General features: G+C 32.0%; 2 protein-coding genes and 1 pseudogene. All 3 read left to right on the forward strand.

Going from position 1 to position 2,072, the window contains the following annotated elements:
• Positions 1–98 precede the first annotated feature (98 nt).
• Entirely contained in the window at positions 99–809 is a 711-nt protein-coding gene (locus ACI3VO_RS11425; protein ID WP_439758038.1) for a DUF4178 domain-containing protein, read from the forward strand.
• Between the two features lie 21 nt (positions 810–830).
• A complete protein-coding gene (locus tag ACI3VO_RS11430) occupies positions 831–1,253 on the forward strand; it encodes a DUF350 domain-containing protein (protein ID WP_439758039.1) in 423 nt (140 codons plus the stop codon).
• A 3-nt stretch (positions 1,254–1,256) separates the two neighbouring features.
• Positions 1,257–2,072: pseudogene (locus ACI3VO_RS11435) on the forward strand (polyamine aminopropyltransferase); the annotation flags it as partial.

Raw genomic sequence — 2,072 nt, forward strand, 5'->3', positions numbered from 1 at the left:
AATTGTATTAATACTATAATACAATTATATTATAGATAATTTTTATTTGTCAACTATATGATATAATTGAAATATATGTCACAAAAAGGGGGGCTCCTATGAATGAAATCAATTTAAACAGTGAAGTTGCAATTATCGATGAAAGATTTAAATGTATAGAAATTGTAGAATATACTTACACAGAAGGTTCATATACAGAGTACACACTCAAATCCTTAAGCGATAAAAAAGTAAAATGGTTAGAAATTGAAAACGAAGAAGCTTATCTTTATGAAGGTATTAACAGAAAAAAATTCGATACCTGTAAAGGCGAATTTTCCTCTGGTAAAACATACTCAGGTACATCAAAGGTAAAATCATTTTCAGGAAATGCCGATGTTGATTTAGGGGAAGTGGTGAGCTTTGTTGAGTTTTACTCAAGCAACGATGAAAATGTTGCAAGTATAGAAACATGGGAAAATGGCGAAACTGAATACAGCCTGGGAAAACGCATAAATATTGATACTATAAGTGTATATCAATCTTATAATAGCTCTAATTCTAATCACTCTAAAAAAACAGCACTGCCAATAATAGGTCTAGTAGCATGCATGGCAATAGCTTTCATCATTATGATAGGCATTAATGTTGGAAAAAATTGTGGACAGAACAATTGCAGTCCATCAAACCCAGCATGGTGTTGTACAAATACTACAAAATGCCGTGTAACTCATGAGGATTGCAATGCTATAAGAAAATCTGGATCTATAAGAAGTGGCAGCTCTGGATTTAGAAGATTTGCAGGTGGCGGACTTAGCTTCGGAAAATAAAATAATATAGGAGAGAAATTTATGTTTGAAATAATTATTATATTAATATATTTAGCTCTTGGTATAGGGCTTATGATAGTAGGCAGCATGTTAGTCGATTTAGTCGTTCCTGGATATTTTCCAGAGGAAATTAAAAAAGGAAACAATGCAGTAGGTTTAATTATGGCATCAATTTCGATAAGTGTAGGGATTATATTTAAAGCCTCAGTCGCTTCACCTGCTACAGAAGCAGTTGAACTTACACTAATCCAAGATATAGGTGTTGTAGGTTTATACTACATATTAGGAATATTATCGCTTATGGCGGGATATAAAATAACTTCTTTATTTAATAGAAAATACGATTTGGGAAATGAAGTATTAAGAGGCAATACTGCTGCAGGATTAGTTGTTGCTGGGTTATTTATAGGCATAGCGATTATAATAAGTGGAGTTATAGTTTAGGGTATGAAAGAAAAAAATTTTAATTACAAAATTTTGATGCTGACGACTTTAATTATTTCTGGCTGCTCGATAATATATGAGGTGTTGATCAGCGCAATAAGCTCGTATTTAATCGGCGATAGTATCAAGCAATTTTCTATTACAATAGGGCTGTATATGTTTGCAATGGGAATGGGCTCTTATATATCTAAGTACATAAAGGATAAGTTATTTGATTGGCTGATTCGAGTTGAATTATCAGTTGGTATATTCGGTGGACTGTCATCTGTAATTTTATTTTCTGCCAATGCATACTTGAGCTCATATACTATAGTTATGCTTTTCTTAATCGTCATTATCGGTATATTGGTAGGGCTTGAAATTCCTCTGTTGACCAGAATAATGGAGGAGAATAAAAGTAATTTAAGTGTTACTTTATCGAATATTTTCAGCTTCGATTATATAGGTGGACTTGTGGGATCTATAGTATTTCCTTTGTTATTGCTCCCTCAGTTGGGATATTTTACAACTTCATTTTTAGTTGGAAGCGTCAATATTTTAGTAGCTATATTGATATTATTGTCATATAAGGAGTATATATTCAATTACGAAAAATTCAAATATATAATGGCCGCTTTCTTAACTATAATGGTTCTAGGTACGTTTTTCTCAGAGGACTTATCAAAAACTATTGAGGATAAAATGTACAGAGACAAGGTTATATATTCAAAACAAACCGAATACCAGAGAATTGTCATGACAAAGTACAAAGACGATGTCAGATTATTTTTAGATGGAAATATTCAATTTGGGTCTAGAGATGAATATAGATACCATGAA

The sequence above is a fragment of the Intestinibacter sp. genome, from assembly GCF_051866655.1.
GTDB lineage: Bacteria > Bacillota > Clostridia > Peptostreptococcales > Peptostreptococcaceae > Intestinibacter.